This is a genomic window from Marinobacterium jannaschii DSM 6295, assembly GCF_000620085.1.
Lineage (GTDB): Bacteria > Pseudomonadota > Gammaproteobacteria > Pseudomonadales > Balneatricaceae > Pontibacterium > Pontibacterium jannaschii.
The window spans coordinates 62,642-84,415 of the sequence record NZ_JHVJ01000022.1 but is presented as its reverse complement, the minus strand read 5'-3'; the positions used below and the strand labels follow the sequence as shown (position 1 = coordinate 84,415).

Annotated in this window: 14 protein-coding genes; 9 read left to right on the top strand and 5 right to left on the bottom strand. The window is 54.7% G+C overall.

Going from position 1 to position 21,774, the window contains the following annotated elements; translation table 11 throughout:
- Positions 1-54 precede the first annotated feature (54 nt).
- From Q354_RS0112255 to fba, 3 genes are all read left to right on the top strand, one after another.
- A complete protein-coding gene (locus Q354_RS0112255; protein ID WP_027857856.1) occupies positions 55-1,071 on the top strand; it encodes a type I glyceraldehyde-3-phosphate dehydrogenase in 1,017 nt (338 codons plus the stop codon).
- A gap of 69 nt (positions 1,072-1,140) precedes the next feature.
- Complete coding sequence (locus tag Q354_RS0112250) at positions 1,141-2,307, top strand: phosphoglycerate kinase (protein WP_027857855.1); 1,167 nt, start codon at positions 1,141-1,143, stop codon at positions 2,305-2,307.
- A gap of 91 nt (positions 2,308-2,398) precedes the next feature.
- On the top strand, positions 2,399-3,451 hold the full coding sequence (gene fba, locus Q354_RS0112245) for a class II fructose-bisphosphate aldolase (RefSeq protein WP_027857854.1): 1,053 nt from the start codon (positions 2,399-2,401) through the stop codon (positions 3,449-3,451).
- 76 nt (positions 3,452-3,527) lie between these two features.
- Here fba and Q354_RS0112240 read toward each other — a convergent pair whose 3' ends face one another.
- The 4 genes from Q354_RS0112240 to Q354_RS0112225 form a co-directional block, all read right to left on the bottom strand.
- On the bottom strand, positions 3,528-6,428 hold the full coding sequence (locus Q354_RS0112240) for a fibronectin type III domain-containing protein (RefSeq protein WP_027857853.1): 2,901 nt from the start codon (positions 6,426-6,428) through the stop codon (positions 3,528-3,530).
- Positions 6,429-6,454: 26 nt separating this feature from the next.
- Entirely contained in the window at positions 6,455-8,413 is a 1,959-nt protein-coding gene (locus Q354_RS0112235; protein ID WP_027857852.1) for a hypothetical protein, read from the bottom strand.
- A 236-nt stretch (positions 8,414-8,649) separates the two neighbouring features.
- Positions 8,650-9,486: an NAD-dependent protein deacetylase gene (locus Q354_RS25600; protein ID WP_036229651.1), complete on the bottom strand. Its 837-nt coding sequence runs from the start codon at positions 9,484-9,486 to the stop codon at positions 8,650-8,652.
- A gap of 48 nt (positions 9,487-9,534) precedes the next feature.
- Positions 9,535-9,987: a hypothetical protein gene (locus tag Q354_RS0112225; protein WP_027857851.1), complete on the bottom strand. Its 453-nt coding sequence runs from the start codon at positions 9,985-9,987 to the stop codon at positions 9,535-9,537.
- 271 nt (positions 9,988-10,258) lie between these two features.
- Between Q354_RS0112225 and Q354_RS0112215 the strand changes: the two genes are divergently transcribed.
- From Q354_RS0112215 to Q354_RS0112195, 5 genes are all read left to right on the top strand, one after another.
- On the top strand, positions 10,259-11,686 hold the full coding sequence (locus Q354_RS0112215) for a sigma-54 interaction domain-containing protein (RefSeq protein ID WP_084332576.1): 1,428 nt from the start codon (positions 10,259-10,261) through the stop codon (positions 11,684-11,686).
- 10 nt (positions 11,687-11,696) lie between these two features.
- Entirely contained in the window at positions 11,697-12,791 is a 1,095-nt protein-coding gene (locus Q354_RS0112210) for a sensor histidine kinase (protein ID WP_027857849.1), read from the top strand.
- Between the two features lie 19 nt (positions 12,792-12,810).
- Positions 12,811-14,184, top strand: a complete 1,374-nt coding sequence (locus tag Q354_RS0112205; protein ID WP_027857848.1) for a sigma-54-dependent transcriptional regulator — start codon at positions 12,811-12,813, stop codon at positions 14,182-14,184.
- A 174-nt stretch (positions 14,185-14,358) separates the two neighbouring features.
- Positions 14,359-16,314 (top strand): acetate--CoA ligase, encoded by a 1,956-nt coding sequence (acs, locus tag Q354_RS0112200; RefSeq protein WP_027857847.1) that lies wholly within the window; start codon positions 14,359-14,361, stop codon positions 16,312-16,314.
- A 145-nt stretch (positions 16,315-16,459) separates the two neighbouring features.
- On the top strand, positions 16,460-17,125 hold the full coding sequence (locus Q354_RS0112195; RefSeq protein ID WP_027857846.1) for a response regulator transcription factor: 666 nt from the start codon (positions 16,460-16,462) through the stop codon (positions 17,123-17,125).
- A 179-nt stretch (positions 17,126-17,304) separates the two neighbouring features.
- Here Q354_RS0112195 and Q354_RS0112190 read toward each other — a convergent pair whose 3' ends face one another.
- Complete coding sequence (locus Q354_RS0112190; protein ID WP_027857845.1) at positions 17,305-21,240, bottom strand: hybrid sensor histidine kinase/response regulator; 3,936 nt, start codon at positions 21,238-21,240, stop codon at positions 17,305-17,307.
- 273 nt (positions 21,241-21,513) lie between these two features.
- Between Q354_RS0112190 and Q354_RS0112185 the strand changes: the two genes are divergently transcribed.
- The gene (locus Q354_RS0112185; protein WP_027857844.1) at positions 21,514-21,774 is read left to right on the top strand and encodes a DUF4212 domain-containing protein; all 261 of its coding nucleotides are present in this window, start codon (positions 21,514-21,516) and stop codon (positions 21,772-21,774) included.

The following is a 21,774-nucleotide window of genomic DNA, read 5'->3' as shown; positions in this document are numbered from 1 at the left end:
TGTTGTTCCGGGGGCTGGTATCTATACTGGCCCTCGTTCTGTTGAGTGTAGTGAATGTCCTATCGGGTAGCGATTAACGGTTATGGGCGGATCGGTCAGTCGGTCCTGCGTGCGATCTATGAAAGCGGCTATCGGGATCAGTTCGAAGTCGTTGCACTGAATGAACTGTCGGATATCGACACCGTCACTTATCTGACACGTTATGATACCACCCACGGACGCTTCCCCTTTCCGGTAGAGCATGACGGTCGGCATCTTAAGATCAATCAGGATGCGATACTGGTCCTCAACGAGGAAGATCCGCGTAACCTGCCCTGGAAGGAGCTGGATGTAGATCTGGTGCTGGAGTGCTCCGGTGCATTTAACGACCGCCACACCGCCGAGCTGCATCTGGCTAAAGGCGCGCGTCGCCTGCTGTTTTCCCAGCCTGCGACTGCCGAGGTCGATGCCACTGTGGTCTTTGGCCTGAACCAGCATCTGGTTAAAGCCTCGCATACAGTCGTATCCGCAGCCTCCTGTACCACCAACTGCGTGGTGCCCCTGCTGCAGCTGCTGGACGAGGCTTTCGGAATTGAAAACGGTGTCACGACAACCGTGCACTCAGCGATGAATGACCAGCCGGTTATCGACAGCTATCACCAGACGGATCTGCGACTGACCCGCAGTGCCCTGCATTCGATTATTCCGGTCGATACCGGACTGGATAAGGGGATCGATCGTCTGCTGCCCCATCTGGCCGGGCGCTTTGAATGTCTGCACCTGAGGGTACCGACGATCAATGTCTCGCTGATGGACCTGGCAGTCAATGTACGCCAGGAGTGCAGCGCTGAAGAGGTTAACCGGGTTCTGCGTCAGGCCGCCCATGGCCCGCTTTCCGGACTATTGGGCTATACCGACGAGCCTCATGCTTCAGTAGACTTTAACCGCGATCCGCGTTCGGGCATTGTTGATGCCACCCAGACCCGGGTATCCGGCGGCACTATGATCAAGTTGTTGTGCTGGTTCGATAACGAGTGGGGCTTTGCCAACCGTATGTTGGATGTGGCCCGCTACTGGCTGAACCTGCGTTAAGAATTCCCTCAGCCTGAACCTGTGTTCAGGCTGATTTTTTATGAAATTTAATCCATACAGGACACTTTAATGAGCGTACTGAAGATGACGGATCTGGATCTGAGCGGCAAGCGCGTTCTGATCCGTGAAGACCTCAACGTACCGGTCAAGGATGGCCAGGTTACTTCCGACGCACGTATTCGTGCTTCTCTGCCAACCATCGAGCTGGCGTTGAAAGCCGGTGCTAAAGTGATGGTGATGTCTCACCTGGGACGTCCGACCGAAGGTGAGTACGAAGAGAAATACAGCCTGGCACCGGTTGCGGAGTACATTTCCGGTTTGTTGCAGCGCCCGGTTCCGCTGGTGAAAGACTGGCTGGATGGTGGCGTCGAGGTTGGCGAAGGTGAGCTGGTGCTGCTGGAAAACGTACGCTTCAATGCCGGTGAGAAGAAAGATGACGAAGCCCTGTCTAAGCAGATGGCTGCGTTGTGTGATGTCTATGTGATGGATGCTTTTGGTACGGCTCACCGTGCCCAGGCGTCTACCCACGGTGTTGCCAAATTCGCACCTGTTGCCTGCGCCGGCCCTCTGCTGGCAGGCGAGCTGGATGCACTGGCGAAGGCCCTGAATGCGCCAGCCAGCCCACTGGCCGCAATTGTCGGCGGCTCTAAGGTTTCTACTAAGCTGACTGTACTGGAAACCCTGTCCGACAAGGTTGACCAGTTGATCGTCGGGGGTGGTATCGCCAATACGTTCCTGGCAGCGGCAGGCAAGCCAGTAGGTAAGTCCCTGTATGAAGAAGATCTGATTCCGGCAGCACAGGCACTGATGGAGAAGGTAAACGTGCCTATCCCAGTCGATGTGGTGGTTGCTAAAGAGTTTGCTGAATCCGCAGAAGCTGTCATCAAATCAGCCGATGATGTGGCTGAGGACGAGATGATCCTGGATATTGGTCCTGAATCAGCGGCAAGCCTGGCCGCAATGCTGAAAGAAGCCGGTACTATTATCTGGAATGGCCCGGTGGGCGTATTTGAGTTTGATCAGTTCGGAGAAGGCACCAAGGCGCTGTCTCTGGCGATTGCAGAGAATAACGGCTTCTCCATTGCAGGGGGCGGTGACACCCTGGCTGCAGTGGATAAGTACGATATCGCTGACAAGGTTTCTTATATCTCTACCGGTGGTGGCGCATTCCTTGAGTTCGTCGAAGGTAAGGTATTGCCTGCGGTAGCCATGCTGGAAGCGCGTGCTGCAGAGTAACGCTTAACGATCGGCAGCGGTTATAATCGCTGCCACTTGCATCAGGCTTTGGCCTGAGTAACAACGGTTAGCAAATTAAAAGGGTGACAAGATGGCTCTGATCTCCATGCGTCAGCTGCTGGACCACGCCGCCGAGAACGGCTATGGCATTCCGGCTTTTAACGTCAATAACCTGGAACAGATGCGCGCGATTATGGAAGCCGCTGACAAGACCGATTCTCCGGTGATTGTTCAGGCTTCTGCAGGTGCACGCAAGTACGCCGGTTCCAACTTCCTGCGTCATATGATTCTGGCAGCTATCGCTGAATTCCCGCATATTCCGGTATGTATGCATCAGGATCACGGTACTTCTCCGTCTGTGAACCAGCGCTCTATCGCAATGGGCTTCTCCTCAGTAATGATGGATGGCTCACTGCGTGAAGATGGCAAGACGCCATCCGACTACGAGTACAACGTTGATGTAACCCGTCGTGTTGTTGAGATGGCTCATGCCTGCGGTGTTTCCGTGGAAGGCGAGCTGGGCTGCCTGGGTTCCCTGGAAACAGGACAGGCGGGTGAGGAAGACGGTGTCGGTGCTGAAGGTACCCTGTCTCACGACCAGATGCTGACTGATCCGGAAGAAGCCAAGGATTTCGTAGCCAAGACCGGCGTTGATGCCCTGGCGATCGCCTGCGGTACTTCCCACGGTGCCTATAAGTTCACCCGTCCGCCAACAGGTGACATCCTGGCGATCGATCGCATCAAAGCGATCCACGATGCGATCCCGGGCACTCACCTGGTAATGCACGGTTCCTCTTCTGTACCTCAGGAGTGGCTGGCGATTATCAATGAGTTCGGTGGCGAAATCCCTGAGACTTACGGTGTGCCGGTTGAGCAGATCGTTGAAGGTATCAAGCACGGTGTACGTAAGGTCAATATCGATACTGACCTGCGTCTTGCTTCTACCGGCGCGATCCGTCGCTTTATGGCGGAAAACCCATCCGAGTTTGATCCGCGTAAATACCTGAAAGCCAGCATGCAGGCGATGACCGATATCTGTATCGACCGCTATGAAGCCTTTGGTGCTGCGGGTAATGCCAGCAAGATCACTGCTGTTTCTCTGGAAGAGATGGCTGATCGTTACGAGCGTGGCGAACTGGCCTGATCCTTTCCGTCAGGCAATAAAAAGCGCAGCCCTCCGGGCTGCGCTTTTTTGTGTCTGACTATCAGAGTTGTGAAGACTATTGGGCCGAGTACATCTGCATCAGCAGCCTTTCCTGCATACTGCCAAAAGTCTTATCTACCGCCTTATTGATTCCGTCCGAAGTTTTAAAAGCCGTAACCCTGGCATCCCGTCGCTGATTGCTGACGACCTTGCCATCCTGTACTGAGATCAGTTTCATATTCAGGTCGGCCTGTACGACTTTCAGGCTTTTGGTCAGGCTGGATTCACTGCTGCTGGCCAGTAGTCGTGCTGACAGGAGGAGGTCTGCCTTGCGCTTCTGGGCAACCTGGCGCCGCTTATTACTGGCTGTCGTGCTGAGGTCGATAAACTGAATATTCTGCTGCTCCAGTACCTGGAATAACCGGTTCTTGAGAGGGTGGCTGTTTTCTCCGTCGATAGCCACGGCCACCAGCATATTGCTCTGGTCTCGCTGTATCAGGCCGGCAACACTGAGGTGATGTTCCAGCTTTTTGCGATCCAGCGCATGCAATACCGAGATCGTGGTGGTCAGGCCTTCCTGCAGGCGATAGGCAATACGGCTGCTGATCAGGGCCTGATGCATTGGCAGTTTCTGGGCTTTGGCGAATGCCGGCTTACGGCGCTTATTGCCATACCGTGCATTGAGATAGCTGCGGGTAAAACGGCTTTTGGCCTGTTTCAGAACGATCGCATCGCTGCTCATCAGGCCGTTCCCGGACGGTACCTGAACGTTCTGTACCCAGATATCCAGCTCGCGCTTTTGTTTCAGGGCCTCATAGGCCGGATAGAGGAAGTCGTCCTGGGGTTCTCTGGCCGGAATTTTGCCACTGGCCATCCAGCCCAGCAGTTGCTTAAGGTCCTTGCCATGCCCATCGGGCATCAGGTTGCGGGCTTCAGCCCATTTGTGCTGCTCCAGCAGTGGCACTATCTTCATCCAGCGCTCGCCCAGCCAGCCCAGTTCGAGGTTGTCGGACTTTTCGAGCGATTGCCAGTCGATTGTGACCGGTCCTTCCAGTTTGGCTATCGCACTGCCGAAATCGGGCTCTTCCAGGGCCAGGCCTGCGATGGTCACTGGCGATGCGCTGCTAAGGTGCACTTTGTTCCTTGCCAGCCGGCTCTTGTCGGCATGGATAATCGGGGTGCGCGATATCTGGCCGATTTGCAGGGCGGTCCCGTTATCTGTCAGGCGGCTGTCGTTCAGCCTCAGCTGGGCGCGGTTGACCATAATGGCGACGGGGGCATCATCTACCCGGCTTCGGGTCAGGGTCAGCAGGCTGGAGTTGGTTACGGCGATTGCCAAACCGGCAAACTGGCTGTCGCTAATCTCCAGAGTGCTTTGTTTCAGTTCCAGTTTTCCGCCTTGGCCGTGGGATTTTACCCAGCGCCAGGGCTGGCTGACCTTGCTGCTGGTGAGGCTGACCCTGAAGTCATCGCCATTGAGTACTACGGGAGCGCTTTCTGTGCCGTTAAGCTGCAGGTTGCCGACAACATTCAGCTGACTGCCCGGGGCAAATTCAATCAGTGTGCCCGGCAGTATCTGCAACCGGGCTGCCGGGCCGAGGGTAACCTTGCCGCTGATCTGATAAGGACTGCCAAGGGCAGACCAGACCTGGCTGGTCAGTATATCGCCGCTTATCGTGGTTGGGCCAGGCGGTACGATCGCGGCGGTAGTGGTGGCAGAGGAGCCCTGGTTACCGGCTGCGTCACGGGGCGTTACGCGATATACATAGGTGTGGTTGGTCTCGACGTTTTTATCGATAAAGCGATTGATCGATGCATCGGCCACTGAGTGGTAAACACCGTCCTGTACATCGGCGCGCTCGATGCCATAACTGATCTCGCTACCGCTGTCATCCTGTGCCTTCCAGCTAAGCTGAACACCATCCTGTTGCGGCAGGTTCTCAAGCGAAGCCAGCTGCACCGGAGGCTGGGTGTCCAGTCCGATACGACCGGACAGGCGCCAGAGTGTTTCTGTCTTGTCGCTGGTACGTACCGCTTTAACTTCGATAACCCCGTCGTTGAGGGCATCGCCCTGTTTTACGACATAGCGGCCAATATAGTTTCCGGAAGTTTGCTCCTGCATCTCAATGGGCTGACGGCCGCTGAGGGTAAAGGAGGCCAGAAGGTCCGGTTCTGCTTCCATCAGTACCTGAACCTCATCGCCTGCGCGGAAAGGGCCATCGGCACCATTGGATACCGCCAGTTGTATCGCAGGGGGCTTGATACTGCTGCCGGTATTGGGTTCGGGGATAACGCTGGCAAACTTGCGCGCCAGCTGGTCGATCAGTTTAAGCCGGGTGGCTTCCGATAGCACTTTGGCCGATGTGACGGCCGTCGCGATGATGCCGATGGGGTTGAGTGACACGCCGCCATCACGCTCGATAATCGAGTCCTGATGCTTCCAGATCTCTTTACGGTCCTTCGCAGAGAACAGACGGGCGGAGACGACAAATTCGTAATGGGCATAAGCACCGGCATAGACCTTATCGACTTTATCGACATCGATCCAGAGCAGGCCATCCACTCTCAGTGCATCAGCGATCTCATCGGCATTCATGCTCAGGTAGGACTGGCCGCGCTGGGATTCCAGTCGTTTCAGGCCATGCTCAAGCTGATGCGGCTTCAGGAGATTGAACTGACTGGTGCCCAGGTTGTTGTGTATCGCGTTGCTGATATCGTGCTTTTCAGCTTCGTTACCCTCACCCGTGGCGGGCATTACGGCGATGCGTATCGGGACATCCTTCAGTCCCATCACTTTCTTAGTGCTTTCTTTTACAAAGCCGAAGGCATCTTTCACCGCGTCGACCGCCACATTATCCGTCAAGCCATCGCTGACAGAGTTGGTGAAGTCGGCAGCAAAATTATTGCCTTCGTCTGCGGCCTGCGCCATATAGGGCAGGCCAAGGATCAGACATCCAGCCAGAGTGCGGCGTAACATCTCATTTACCCCCGGTCTGCACAGGATCAGTTAGTGCTCAAAGCCAGCAGCTTCAGCGCATTCAGCTGTTCCTGATGCTCAAGTCCTTTCGCTTTCAGCATGGCGACTGCTTTACCCATGGCACTGGTCGCACCTTTCAGGTCACCGGCTGTTTGCAGCTGTTCTGCCTGTTGCAGGTAGCGGCGTTCCGGATTGTTCAGCTGCTCAAGCAGCTTGTCACCGATCTGGTCGGCCAGTTTTTGGGTGAGCTCGCGCAGAATCTTGTTGCTCGCCGGCAACTGGGCATTCTCCGCCGGAAGGATAAACAGGCCAATCTCAACCCCTTCGTTGCTGACGCCTTCGTACTTCTGTTCTTCCTGCAGGGATTCTGCGTGAACCAGCTTGGCGTTGGACGGGTTGATGATGCGGAAAGAGGCCGTGACACTGCCCAGCTTACGATGCTGGGTTATGTTGTAGCGGATCGTTTCCTTGACCTCTGTTTTGATGGTCTTTTCCGGTTTTTCCCGGCGTTCGCGTTCACTGTCGGAAAGCTGTTTCCATTCCTTGAACTCAGGATTGGGGTCTTCCTGAATGTCGGTGATAACACGCTTTGTCTTCTGGGTGGCCTGGTTCGATTCATCGACACTGGCTTCCAGTACGGCGCCTTGCAGCAGGAAGTCTGCGCTGCTGATATTGACGTCGCTGCCTTCCTGCAGGGCCTTGATCTCCTGTTCCTTCAGCACGTCGTCAATATTGTCACGCTCAAGGATACGGATATCTTTCTGGTCTTCATTAAGGAAGCGTTCGATCAGGCGGGCGGTAATCAGCGATCCGAGACCCGGTACATTGCTTGGGCTATCGAAAGCACTGGAGGCAACCTTTACCACGCTGCGATCGTACAGCTGACGGTTCACCTGATCCTGAATAACCTTCAGTTCTTCGGTCATGGGCTGAAGATCGGCCAGGACAGAGGTGTAGGCCATCGCCGCGCCCAGGTCCTGATTTTCGGCAGCTTCAGTCGCCTGCAGATAGATCTGGCTGGCAAAGTCCTGCTCAATTGTGCGGTCCAGCCCCATCACGGGCATTGCCTTGGTGAGGTGACGGACTTTAGACAGGTGGCTGTAGGTAGCGGCCTGATCGCCTTCAATCAGGCTGTTCTGGGCCATCAGGTTGTAATAGGAAGCGAGATCAGTCACCACGGACTGAAGCTGCTGGCGGTATTTCTCTGACTTATATTCAGATAGCAGGGCGATGACAACGGTGTGGATTTCATCCACTTTACCCTGCTGTTGTAAGGTCTGAACACTATTGAGGCTGTCCTGGAAACGCGCGTCAGCGTAAAGCTCATGACTTGCCGGATTTTCATCAGCTTCAATCAGAATCGCCAGCAAGGCGACAGCCTGTTTAAACTTTTTCTCTTCCAGCCACTGGCTGGCCTTGCCGCGGGCCTGCTCAAACATCGTCTGTCGGCGTTGCTGACGCTGGTCGAAGTCGCTGTTAAGGGTATAAATCCGGCTATCCAGCTCCAGCTTCTTCTTCAGCTCGTCGGCGCTGTGACGGTTGAACTGGTCCTGCAGGTTGGAGAGCCGGGCACGACGTTTGCTTTCGGCTTTGCCGATCAGCGCTGTCGCCTGCTTATAGGTTTCTGCATCCCAGTCATTCAGGTTTTTGAGTGTCGGGTCCAGAGAGTCCTGCAGTGATTTTGGCAGGAAGCCCGCGGTTGTCAGGCCGCCGTTGATCTTGGCTTTAAGCTCTTTTAGGTCGCGTGTGGCGAGTACTTTGCCAACTTTCTTTAACGACTGCTTTGCGGCTTTGTTGTCTGGATCTTTTTCCAGAATCTGACTCAGGTCTTCGTACTTTTCCAGCAGTGCATTTTCTGCCTGCAGTTCTTTAATTTCGGCGTCTGTGATTGGTTTCAGATTATTCGCACAGGCGGCCAGAAGTGTAACCGTTACGCCCAACGCCAATCCCCTGATAGCGCGGCCGTTTTCCTTAGATGTCAGCATGTTTCCCTCGAAATCCCCAAATTTCCTCAGCACTATCCCCCGAGAGTGCTGAATCTGAAGCATATCAGATGGTTAATAGATATCACATCTTTGTGTCGGTATGAAAAAACTAATTGCAGCTTTCCATCTGGGGTTTTTGCTCCCTGGTAATGGTGTTTATTAATTAGCCAGATTTAGACTCCGGAGTCATGATTTTAGTGTCACCTTCTGGTTGGCGTTATTTAATTAACTGGCAGCTAAAAGTTGTCCAGCTGCTGCAGATTTAGCAATGTTTCGCCTATCGCGGAGTTTAGCTTTAAAGATAGTAGATCATCGGCCCGCGTTTTCCCCAGAGTCAGGCTACAGATTGGTTTTTGCCATTCATCGGCACGTCGACAGAAGCGGAAACCGGAATACACCATCAGTGAGGAGCCAATCACCAGCATGGCATCTGCCCGTCTCAAATGGTCAAGCGCGGTCAGGACGCGGGATTTGGGGACGTTATCGCCGAAAAACACCACGTCGGGCTTAAGGATGCCATTGCAGTGAGGGCAGTCCGGTAGTCTGAAGTCAGGGAAGGGGCCTTCGAGCCGGGCATCGCCATCCGGAGCAGGCGCCGCGGTGAGTCGTGTGAATGCGGGGTTGGCTATCGCAGACTGATGATGGATCTGGTCTCTGGGTAACAGTACCTGGCATTCCATGCAGCGCACCTGATCGGAGCGCCCGTGCAGGTCGATCACTCTTTTGCTGCCAGCCTGTTGGTGCAGGCGGTCGACATTCTGTGTGACGATCTGCTCAATATGGCCGCGCTGTTCCAGCTGGGCCAGAACCTGATGGGCAATCCCAGGCTGAGCATCGCGGATAACCGGCCAGCCAGCAAGGCTGCGGGCCCAGTAACGCTGTCTGATCTGCTGGTCTGACATAAAATGCTGATGCTGAACCGGCTGTTTGTGTTGCCAGCGACCTTCGGCATCCCTGTAAGCCGGAATGCCGGATTCGGTGCTGACACCGGCACCGGTTAAGACAAATAGTCGGGGATGCTGCTGGATAAATTTTTTTATCTTAATAGCGTTTTGATAGCAGGACTCAGGCATAGCTGACTTAAACACCTGTCTGGTTAAAGTATTGAGTTAAGTGCCTGCTCAGATAGCAACCGGCTCTATATCTAACAGCATCAGGCAATCCAGTGGGCGAAACAATATTACATACTGATAATGGCCGTTGGGTTCCAGTGGGTAGCTGGCAATACCGTTTACCGGAAATGACTCTTTCAACTCGTTAATCTGATTGCACAGTCGGGAAAGTGCCGTGCTGACCGAACCATTCAGGTTGATCAGCGGGAAGAACAGCCGTTCGAAATCGCCTTTTCTCAGTACCGCCAGGCTCAGGCTTTGTTGTGGGCAGGTGGTGACCATGTAATTTCCGGATTGCAGCAGCGCCGTTGTCGGGGTGTGGCTCCAGAGGCTGGTGCCGTTACTGTAGAGCCCCCGGTGATAGAGCCGGGAACGGCGGCCGTATACTTCGATCTGCCCCAGTTGCATGGCGCGACGGATGGTGCTTAACAGGTTGTGTGGCTGTTGTGAGCTGAGAGTCATGCCACCTCCTTTAAATCAGGAAGCCGAAACTGATCAGGTTGAACGCGGACTCTGTAATTGCTGATAGGTCCCGCTGTTGCTCTAAGATCTCCGGTTTCGGCTTATGGCGTTGCTTTTCCCTTTTGATCATAGTTCAGGTAGATGGTTGCATCCTGCTGGCAGTGAAACCCGGAGGAAATTACTGGATAAAAAATGCGCGACAAAAAGTTGACATAATTTGCCCAGCTGAAATACTTCCCTCCAATGTTTTTTTGACGCTATGGCCAGGGATATGAGTTATTCTCGCCAAATTATCTTGCTGGATGACACGCCCGCCAGCTATCTGCCGGTGTGCTGTCAGCTATTGGAACTGCAGTATCGTCATTTCGATTATCCTGGCTGGTTGCAGGCCTTTGATGCAGAGGTTGCGGCCGAACCGCTGGTGGTTTTCCTCGGGCACTGTGCTGCGCCGGTCGCTATCGATCGATTACTGAACCGGATGCAGGAGCTGCAGGAGGATATCTCCTTGGTGGCAGCCGGGATTGCAGCGCAGGAGCTTAAGGCTCTGCCTGAGCAGATACAGAACCGAATCATTGCAAGGCTGAACCCGGGATTCAGTTACAGTCATTTTATCGATCTGCTGCACCGGCTTCAGGTGGCCAGTGAGAGCGGTGAACCGGCCGTCGCTGAGCCGGAAGAGGCGACCCATAACCTGCTCGGGGTCTCTGAAGGTATTCGCTTTACCCGCCAGATGATTGCCAAGGTCGGTCGACGTGATGTCAGTGTGCTGATCACCGGTGAATCAGGCACCGGTAAAGAGGTGGTTGCCCGCAGCCTGCATGAGAACTCGGTGCGCGCGAAAGGCCCCTTTGTTCCCATCAATTGTGGTGCGATTCCGGCGGACCTACTGGAAAGCGAACTTTTCGGGCATGAAAAAGGCGCTTTTACCGGTGCGGTAGCCAGTCGGGCCGGACGTTTCGAAATGGCCGCAGGCGGTACGTTGTTTCTCGATGAAATCGGGGACATGCCCCTGAGTATGCAGGTAAAGCTGTTGCGGGTATTGCAGGAACGGCGTTATGAGCGGGTTGGCGGAACCCGGACGCTTGAAGCGGATGTCAGGGTGATTGCGGCCACGCATAAAGATCTCGAAGCGATGATTGCCCAGGGCGAGTTCCGGGAGGACCTGTTCTTCCGTCTCAACGTATTTCCGATTGATATGCCGCCCCTGAGGGAGCGGGTTGAGGATATCCCTGTGCTGCTCAATGAGATGGTACTCAGGGCTGAAGCGCAGGGGTTGGGGAAGGTGATTTTTCATCCTACTGCGATCGCTTCATTGCAGCGGCATGCCTGGAAAGGAAACGTCAGGGAGCTGGCGAACCTGGTTGAACGTCTGGTGATCATGCATCCGTCAGGCATTGTAGGGGTATCGGAACTGCCGTCAAAATTCCGGCACCTGGATGAGCCTGATCCGGAGCGTTACCTGAAGGCGAAGCAGTCCACGCCTGTGGCTGAGGCTGTTAATGGTCATTCCGAGGCTGCGAGATTGCTTCCTGCCGAAGGCATTAATCTGAAACAGCACCTTGAGGCACTCGAGCGGGAATTGATTGATCAGGCGCTGGATCAGTGCGAAGGCGTTGTGGCCCGGGCTGCTGAGTGCCTGCAGGTCAGGCGCACCACGCTGGTCGAAAAAATGCGCAAATATGGTATTCAGCGCAAGTAACAGAGGTTTTATGGCGAACACGCAGGACCCGACAGCACGCATCGCTGTGCTGGAACAACAGATTGAGCGGCTGCAGCGAGAAGTCGAGACTGAAAGAGAGCGCTGCAATGGTGAGGTCGCCCAGGCTGCCCGAATTACCCATCAGATGCGGCAGTTGCTGGAACTGCTTCCCGGCGGCATTATCCTGATTGACGGTGACGGCCGGGTGGCGGACTGTAATCCGGAAGCCGAAGCCCTGCTGGGAGAGTCATTGCGGCAGCGTCCCTGGGGCGAGGTGATCAGTGCCTGTTTTGCCCCCCGAACCGACGATGGTCATGAAGTCTCGCTTAAGAATGGCCGTCGCGTGAGCCTGGCCACCCGTGCTATGCAGGATCAGCCGGGCCAGATATTGCTGCTGACGGATCAGACCGAAACCCGGCTGCTGCAGGAACGCCTGTCACACTACCAGCGACTGAGCGGTATGGGCCAGATGATGGCATCGCTGGCGCATCAGATCCGCACACCGCTGTCGGCGGCGTTGCTTTATTCGGACCATATAGCGCGGCCGGACATCCAGCCGGATAAGCGGGCAAAATTTGCCGGTAAGATAAAGTCGCGTCTCAGCCAGCTGGAACAGCAGGTGCGGGATATGCTGGTCTTTGCCCGCGGTGAGATCCGGCTGGATGATGAGATCACCACGGATGAGCTGATGCGCGATCTGGAAGATCAGCTGGATGTGCCGCTGGCCAGCTACGATGCGGACTGCGAGTGCATTAATGAATTGCCTGGCGCACTGCTGCGCTGTAATAAAGAATCACTGACCGGGGTGGTACTGAACCTGGTCAATAATGCTCTGCAGGCCTGTGGCCAGGAAGCGGATATTGAACTGCACTTTACGTCGCAGGATGGCAACCTCCGGATTTGCGTTCATGACCATGGTCCTGGCATGGATGAGGAAACGCGTCGCCGCGCGATGGAACCGTTTTTTACCACTAAGACCCATGGCACCGGCCTCGGTCTGGCCGTGGCACAGGTAGTGGCTGTCGCCCATGGTGGACGCTTTGAACTGATAACCGCAGCGGGTGAGGGCACCCGGGCCGCTATTGTCCTGCCGTTGCGGGGCTGAATTTGTTGATAGGAAATGCATGGCTATTCGAGTACTGATTGTTGAGGATGACCTGGAGCTGCGTGAAGCGCTGTGCGATACGCTGGAGCTTGCCGGTATCGATTTTTTAGAGGCAGGAAGCGGCGAGGCGGCACTGGAAGTGCTGGCTGAAACCCATGTGGATATGGTGGTCAGTGACGTTAACATGCCGGGCATTGACGGTCATGAGCTGCTGGACCGTATCAAGCAGTTGCAGCCGGGTTTACCCGTTATGCTGATCACCGCGTTTGGGCAGATTCAGAAGGCCGTTGATGCAATTCGTGCAGGTGCGGTCGATTATCTGATGAAACCTTTCGCTGCGCAGGATCTTATTGAGGCAATCCAGCGCTTTGCATCAGGTACCATTAAAAAAGGCCAGCGGGACGATCCGGTGGCGGAAGACCCGGCCAGTAAGCAGTTGCTGCAACTGGCCAGAAGGGTCGCGGCGAGTGAGTCTACCGTCCTGATCACCGGCGAGTCCGGAACCGGTAAGGAAGTGCTGGCCAGTTATATTCACAGTCACTCTGCACGTGCCGATAAGCCGTTTGTGGCCATTAACTGTGCTGCTATTCCTGAGAATATGCTGGAGGCCACATTATTCGGCTATGAAAAGGGTGCTTTTACCGGCGCTTACAGCAGCCATCCGGGTAAGTTTGAGCAGGCCAATGGCGGTACCCTGCTGCTGGATGAGATCAGCGAAATGGACCTGGGGCTGCAGGCCAAGCTGTTGCGGGTACTGCAGGAGCAGGAAGTCGAGCGCCTGGGTGGACGCAAGCTGATTAAGCTGGATGTCCGGGTGCTGGCAACCAGTAACCGCAAGCTGGAAGAGTATGTGGCCCAGAATCGTTTTCGTGAGGATTTGTATTACCGGCTCAACGTTTTTCCGCTGCAATGGAAAGCGCTGCGGGAGCGGGCCGAGGATATAGTGCCACTGACAGAACGGTTGCTGGCGAAACACTGCCATAAGATGAATCGCCCGCCGGTGACGCTGAGCGAAGATGCCTGTCAGGCACTGAAGAGTCATCAATGGCCGGGCAATGTGCGGGAGTTGGATAATGTTGTGCAGCGGGCTCTGATCCTGCAATCCGGTAGCTGTATCAGGGCCTGTGATCTGTTGCTCAATCCCGATAACCTGCAGATTGTCGAAACCTCAGGATGGGAAAAGGATACGGAGGAGGATGATCCGGCCAATCAGCTCGGCGACGATCTGCGCCAGCATGAATTTCAGCTGATCGTTGATGCGCTGAAATCAACGTTCGGCAGCCGTAAGGAAGCTGCCGCTAAGCTTGGTATCAGTCCCAGGACTCTGCGCTATAAGCTGGCAAAAATGCGTGAGGCGGGACTGGATCTGGACCGGCTGTTAGGTAAGCACTGACAGTCAGCCTGTACTATGGTCTAACTCCGGATATACCAATGTCTAATTAGAGGAGGCGCGGTGGTTGGGTATAAAACTAAACCAGAACGGTCGCCCACTATCTCTGATGATTTAAGGCACTTCCAGAGGCGAAGGGAACCTAATAATTAAAACAAACAAGCTAAGGGCATCACGATGAGTGAAGTAAAGGTATATCCGGTACAGCCGGAGTTCGCTGCAGCAGCGCACATTGATAACGCTAAGTACGAAGAGATGTATACGCAGTCGGTTGAGAACCCTGATGCTTTCTGGGGCGAGCACGGCAAGCGTATTGACTGGTTTAAGCCGTACAGCAAGGTTAAGAACACCTCATTCGATCCACATAATGTGGATATACGCTGGTTTGAAGATGGCACGCTGAACGCGGCCTACAACTGTCTGGACCGTCATCTGGAAACCCGGGGCGACCAGGTAGCCATCATCTGGGAAGGTGATGACCCGAGTGAGTCCGAATCCATCACTTATCGTGACCTGCACGAGCGTGTATCCCGCTTCGCTAATGCCCTGAAATCAGAAGGCGTTGAGAAGGGCGATGTCGTTACCCTTTACATGCCTATGATCCCTGAAGCCGCTGTGGCGATGCTGGCCTGTGCCCGTATCGGTGCTGTGCACTCCATCGTATTCGGTGGTTTCTCGCCTGAAGCCCTGGCAGCCCGTATCGAAGGCGCTAACTCTAAGGTGGTTGTAACCTCCAATTACTCCCTGCGCGGCGGTAAAGTTGTCCCTCTGAAAGAGAATGTTGATAAGGCGCTGGAGAACGCCGCGGCTGCGGCCTGCGTGAGCAGCGTGGTAGTGGTTAAGCGTGTTGATCAGGATGTTATCTGGGATAGCAGCCGTGATAAGTGGTATGAAGAGCTGGTTGCCAAAGCCTCTGCGGAGTGTCCGGCTGAAGAGATGGAAGCGGAAGCGCCGCTGTTTATCCTTTATACCTCCGGCTCTACCGGTGCACCTAAAGGCCTGAAACACACTACCGGTGGATACATGGTTTATGCATCCATGACCCATGAGTACGTGTTTGACTACAAAGAGGGTGATATCTACTGGTGTACTGCCGATGTGGGCTGGGTCACCGGTCACTCCTATATCGTTTACGGCCCGCTGGCGAACGGCGCAACCACCCTGATGTTCGAAGGTGTGCCAAGCTACCCGGACAACAGCCGCTTTGGCCGCGTGATCGAGAAGCACAAGGTTAACCAGTTCTACACGGCTCCGACTGCGATCCGTGCCCTGATGCAGCAGGGTGAGGACGTGCTGGGTGATGCTGATCTCTCTTCCCTGCGCGTACTGGGCTCTGTGGGCGAGCCGATCAACCCTGAAGCCTGGGAGTGGTATAACCGCATTGTCGGATCTGAGAAATGCCCGATTGTTGATACCTGGTGGCAGACTGAAACCGGCGGCATCATGATTGTTCCGCTACCGGGCGCTACCGCGACTAAGCCGGGCTCTGCTACCCGTCCGTTCTTTGGTGTACAGCCTGCGCTGCTGGATAACGAAGGCAATACTCTGGAAGGTGCAGTTGACGGCAACCTGGTTATCACTGATTCCTGGCCTTCCCAGGCGCGTTCTATCTGGGGCGATCACGAGCGCTATATCCAGACCTACTTCTCTTCATTCAAGGGTGTTTATACCACCGGTGATGGTGCCCGCCGCGATGAAGATGGTTACTACTGGATCACTGGTCGTGTCGATGACGTGATCAATGTCTCCGGCCACCGCATGGGTACGGCTGAAGTGGAATCCGCACTGGTGGCGCACGAGGCGGTAGCCGAAGCAGCCGTAGTGGGCTATCCGCATGACATTAAAGGCCAGGGCATCTATGTGTATGTCACTCTGCAGGCCGGTTACGAACAGTCTGATGAGCTGATGAAGGAGCTGCGTAACTGGGTTCGTGCCGAAATCGGCCCGATTGCCTCTCCGGATCTGATTCAGTTTGCACCGGGTATGCCGAAAACCCGCTCTGGTAAGATCATGCGCCGTATCCTGCGTAAGATTGCCGAGGATGATTTCGGTGCCCTGGGTGATACTTCTACCCTGGCTGACCCGACGGTAGTTGATGACCTGATCGATAACCGCATGAACCGTAAAGGTTAATTTCGTACCTTGACGTAAAAGTAACTCCCCCCGGTGTGAACCGGGGGGAGTTTTTTTATATTAGGTGGTACTATTGAAGATTAGGAATGCCGCAGGGAGCGGTTTGCGTTCGTTAAGGGATAGTGCAAACAGGGGAGCTGAGTGCATGCAGTTAGCGCAGAAAATAATTATTGCGGATGACCATCCGTTGTTTCGTGCTGCATTGAAGCAGGCTGTAGCCCAGGCGGTGCCTGGAGTAGAAACTGTTGAATCTGATAGCCTTGCGGCTGTACAGGAAGCGGTGGAACAGAATCCGGATGCCGATCTGGTGTTGCTGGATATCCATATGCCGGGCACAAATGGATTTTCCGGACTGGTGTTTCTTCGTGGACAGAATCCGAGTATTCCGGTAGTGGTTGTCTCCGGTAGCGAAGAGCCGCATGTGATGAAGCGTGCCATCGATTATGGCGCGTCGGGCTTTATTCCCAAATCGGCCCCGCTGGATACGATCTCTGAAGCGATCGTTGCCGTTCTGGAAGGTGAAGAGTGGCTGCCTCAGGAAGTCGCTGAAAACCTTGGAGAAGTGAGTGAAGAAGATCAGCGCTTTGCTGAAGCGCTGGCGGCACTGACACCCCAGCAGTTCCGGGTGCTGACGATGCTTACCGAAGGCTTGCTGAACAAGCAGATCGCCTACGAGCTGAATGTTTCTGAAGCTACCATTAAGGCCCATGTTACAGCGATCCTGCGTAAGCTTGGCGTACATAGCCGTACCCAGGCAGTTATTGCCGCGCAGCGATTGGGCGTAGAGCCGCCAAAAACTGAGCTTAGCTGATCGTTTTCAGCCTTTAGGTCCTGATAAAAAGCCGCTCTTTGCAGAGCGGCTTTTTATTGTTCTCTGTCCCGTCCTGAAATAGCTTCAGGCATTGTAGAGCCAATATGGACAGCCCTTTTATTGCCTGTCGCTGAGCCCTGGCAGGCGATACCGATGAAGCTCGCCTGCTGCCGCTGCCGTTATTTATCGGCCGCCCGGCTTGATGCGATTACCTTGTTGATCATGGCGCGAAGGGCTGCGGGTCGAACCGGTTTGGTTAGCAGGTGAACGCCCGCGTCCGAGATTTCCTGTTTCACCGCTTCGGTGCGATCTGCCGTAATGGCGATGGCGGGGGTGCCTTGCGGAATCAGATCCTGCAGATCGTTGAGTGCCATGATGCCGGTATAGGTCTCGGAAAGATGGTAATCGACCAGAATGATATCCGGTGTGGACTCGCGCTGTGCGAGCTGCTCACGGGCGTCCGGACCTGACAGTGCTGTGATGACATCACAGGACCATCCGTTCAGCAACGCCGACATCCCTTCCAGTATTTTCGGTTCATTATCGATGACGAGTGCCTCAATACCGTTGAGGCCCTTGCTGCGAATCCAGCCCCGCTTCTCCGGTTTGGGCTTCACTGCTTTCGCCGGGTCGCCAAACGGGACTTCTATGCTGAATACGGTACCGCGCGTTGGCCAGGAGCGTACATCCAGGCGATGTTCCAGCATACGGGCAATGCGCTCGGTGATGGCGAGGCCCAGGCCAAGCCCCTGAACCTGGGAATGTTTTGGATTATCGATCCGTTTAAACTCTTCAAACACTTCCTTCAGCTTATCCGGTGCTATGCCTACGCCGGTATCCCAGACTTCAATTCTCAGCTTGCTACCGCGACGACGGCAGCCCATCAGGATGCTGCCACTCTGTGTGTAGCGAATCGCATTAGAGAGGAAGTTCTGCAGTATACGGCGTAACAGCTGTTGATCTGAGCGCAATACGACTTTGCAGTCCTTATAGCGGAAGCGCAGGCCTTTATCGGCTGCGACGGCCGTGAATTCCGCCTGCAGGTTATTGATCAGGTCGCTGATACTGAAATCGGTCAGTGAAGGCGCCAATGCGCCGGCATCCAGCTTTGATATATCCAGTAGTGCCGTAATCAGCTCCTCTGCGGCCTTCAGTGAGCCATCGAGATTACTCACCAGCTGGTTGGTTTCGCTGCTGTGGCTCTGTTGCGCCAGCGCAGAGGTAAACAGCCGGGCCGCATTCAGCGGCTGCAGCAGGTCGTGACTGGCCGCAGCTAGGAAGCGGGTCTTACCGATATTGGCGTCATCCGCATCCGACTTGGCCTGGCGTAGCTCATCCTCCATCAGGGCGCGGATGGTGTTCTCCTTGCGCAGCTCCTTGTTAACGACGGAGAGGGCGTGGGTTCGCTCCTTGACGCGCTGTTCCAGCGTTTCGTTGGTTTCCTGCAGGGCCAGTTCGGCGATGCGGCGTTCGGTAATATCCTGGTAGAGAGTAAAGTAGCCCAGTACGTCGCCGTACTCGCCGATATGTGGAATGTAAGTGACCTCTGCGTAGCGGGTTGAGCCATCCCGGGTTGGTAGCATGGTTTCAAAACGTTGCCGGGAGCCCTGAAGTACTTTGCCGATGTGTTCACTGCGGCGCTCGTATTCCTGATGGCTCAGTACGCGATAGCAGGGAAGGCCGGCAATGTTATGGCGGTCGAGGCCAAAAGTATCGGCGTAGGCTTTGTTAACAAACAGGTAGCGGCGATCCGGATCCAGATAGGCAATCAGTACCGGTACATTGTCGGTGTACATGCGAATATTGTGTTCACTTTCCCGCAGCGCCTCTTCGGTTCGCTTATGGATGGTGATATCCATATAAGTGTTAACGTAGCCACCGTTCGGCATTGGATTGCCACGCACTTCCAGTACGGTGCCATCCGGACGGTAGCGTTCGTAACTATGCGGCTCGGCGGAGTTAATCAGGGCCAGGCGGCGTTCGACCTGTTCATCCAGGTTGCCCGGGCCATATTCCCCCTTGATGGCGTTGTAACGGAAAACTTCCTCTATCGGGCGGCCGACACAGATCAGGCCGTCGGGATACTCAAACATCTCAATATAAGGGCGGTTCCAGGCGACCAGCCGCATTTGCTGATCGACCACGCTGATACCCAATGAAATGTTTTCGATGGTGGATTGCAGCAGCGAACGGTTAAAGCGGAGTGCCTGAGAGGCTTCGTCGACGATGGTGACGACATCACCGATATGCATCTCTTTACCCCGCAGAATCGAGGCCAGCACGATACGGGCAGAGGAGGCACCTATAACGCCCGCCAGCAGGCGTTCAGTAAACTGAATCAGCTCGGAGTCTGCGCGGTCTCCCGAGAGCGGCGGGTCTTCATTACGCTGCAGGGCGAAGCCGGTGAAGGCATGCTGGGTCCGACTGATGCCAAGAAAGCGCTCGGCCAGCATCTGCAGGTCTCCGACCGTAACCTGGGTTTGCTGGGTGGCGGTCTCGGTCAGATCCTTACTGTAGACATCGACAAAAGCGCTGGCCTGAATCCGGTCGACCAGCCGGGGGGCCGAATAACCGGATAGCAGAATATAGAGGGCTGTATTGACACTCAGGCTCCAGAAAACGCCATGACTCAGTGTGTCCAGTGAGTCAAAACCAAACAGCGCTGTTGGCTCAAGCCAGCTGTAACCAAACAGTCCCTGTGCCAAAAAATTGGCGTTAATGATGTCGGCTTCAATGAATGCCGGGATCACCAGGGTATATATCCACAGGGCAAAGCCGCCAATCATGCCGGCAAGGACGCCGGTTCGGGTGCCGGTCTTCCAGAATATGCCACCGATAATTGCCGGCAGGAACTGGCTGGCGGCCGCGAAGGCCAGCAGGCCAAAGGATGCCAGAGCCGCTTCATCGCCGAGAATACGGTAGTAGAAATAGGCCAGCAGCATCAGGCAGACGATGGTGATGCGCCGGATACGCAGCAGCATGGCACCAAGGTCTTTATTCTCAGACAGTTTCAGCCAGGATATACGCAGCAAAAGTGGCATGGCGATATCATTACTGACCATGGTTGCCAGGGTTATGGTCGCGACGATAACCATGCCGGTCGCCGCAGACAGGCCGCCGAGGAATGCGAAGGCGGCGAGTGACTCATAGCCAGCCCCCAGAGGCAGCATCAGTACGAAGGTGTCAGCGTCGATCCCTTCGGGATGCAGCATCATCATACCGGCGGTGGAGATCGGTAATACGAAGGTGGCCAGCAGGATCATATAGAGCGGAAACAGCCAGCGGGCGATCCGCAGATCGCGGGCGTCAGTGTTTTCAACAATGGTGACATGAAATTGACGCGGAAGGCAGATGATGGCGGCGCAGGCCAGCAGGGTTTCCGTCAAAAAACTGTCTTGCCAGAGGCTGCCAAAGTTTTCGTTATAGCTGAGCTGGTTGCTGACGTTAAACAGCAGATCTTCAAAGCCATCGAAGATCTCCAGCGTCACGAACAGGCCGACGGCGATAAATGCGGTCAGCTTGATCAGGGATTCAAAGGCGATAGCCAGCACCAGGCCTTCATGGTGTTCGGTGGCATCGATATGACGGGTACCAAACAGTACGGTGAATGCAGCCATCAGCATGGCCACAAAGAGAGCGGTGTCGCTGCCTGCACTCAGGGCGCTTTCGGAGCCGCTGGTCAGGGCATTGAAGCTGATTGCCACCGCTTTGAGCTGCATGGCGATATAGGGAATGGTGCCGGTGACGGCGATTATAGTGACCAGTACCGCCAGTGACTGGCTTTTACCATAGCGGGAGGAGATAAAGTCCGCGATAGTAGTGATGTTCTGCTGCTTTGAGACAAGGATAATCTTTTCAATCACCTGCCAGCCAAGAATAAAGACAATCACCGGGCCGATATAGGTGGCCAGAAACTCCCAGCCTGAGGTAGAAGCACGTCCAACCGCTCCGTAAAAGGTCCAGGAAGAGCAGTACACCGCCAGAGATAGAGAATAGATAACCGGCTTACCAATGCGTTTATGGGCCGCTGGGTTTTTATCTCCATAGTATGCGATGGCAAATAACAGCCCGACATAACCGAGCGAGATGAGAATCATATTCCAGCCTGAAAGCATGTCGACACATTATCCCTTAGTTAAAGACCCGCCCGGATAAACTGCATAATAAGCGCCCTGCAGCTCTCCTAAGACCTTTGTATAGCTTGTTGAAATCCAAGCCCTTACCTATTTTAAGCCTGAGATCGGTGTTATTACACCGGTTTAGTTAAACCATTGAATTGTCGACAGTTGGATGAGACTAAAGTTGAGCTTTGTTTGCGTAGTCGCTCTGTTAGTCTCTAGCTGTCAACTTTCACCAATTCGATCATAAAAAAAATTAAGGATGGTGCCATGTCAATCAGCAATGAACAGGCGCAAGCTTACTGGCGTGAGAATTTGCGTATTATTATGGGCTACCTCGCAATATGGTTCGTCGTATCATATGGCTGCGGTGTCCTCTTTGTAGAACAGCTTAACGAAATTCAGTTCTTCGGCTTCCCGCTGGGATTCTGGTTTGGTCAGCAGGGTTCTATCTTCGTTTTCGTCGGCATTATCTGGGCTTATGTAGCCAGCATGAATAAGCTCGACGAAAAATATGACGTTCATGAATAA